Genomic DNA, 247 nt, shown 5'->3' on the forward strand with positions numbered 1-247 from the left:
TGGCCCTTCCATGCGGAACCACCGGATCACTAAGCCCGACTTTCGTCCCTGCTCGACTTGTAGGTCTCGCAGTCAAGCTCCCTTATGCCTTTGCACTCTACGAATGATTTCCAACCATTCTGAGGGAACCTTTGGGCGCCTCCGTTACACTTTAGGAGGCGACCGCCCCAGTCAAACTGCCCACCTGACACTGTCTCCCGGGTCGATAAGACCCGTAGGTTAGAATTTCAATACAGTCAGGGCGGTA

At 54.7% G+C, this 247-nt stretch carries 1 rRNA gene; it reads right to left on the reverse strand.

Features of this window, described 5'->3' with window-relative positions:
• Nucleotides 1–247, reverse strand: a 23S ribosomal RNA gene (locus AC3A4H_RS23730); the annotation flags it as partial.

Source organism: Pseudaminobacter sp. Soil_N_29, assembly GCF_057656055.1.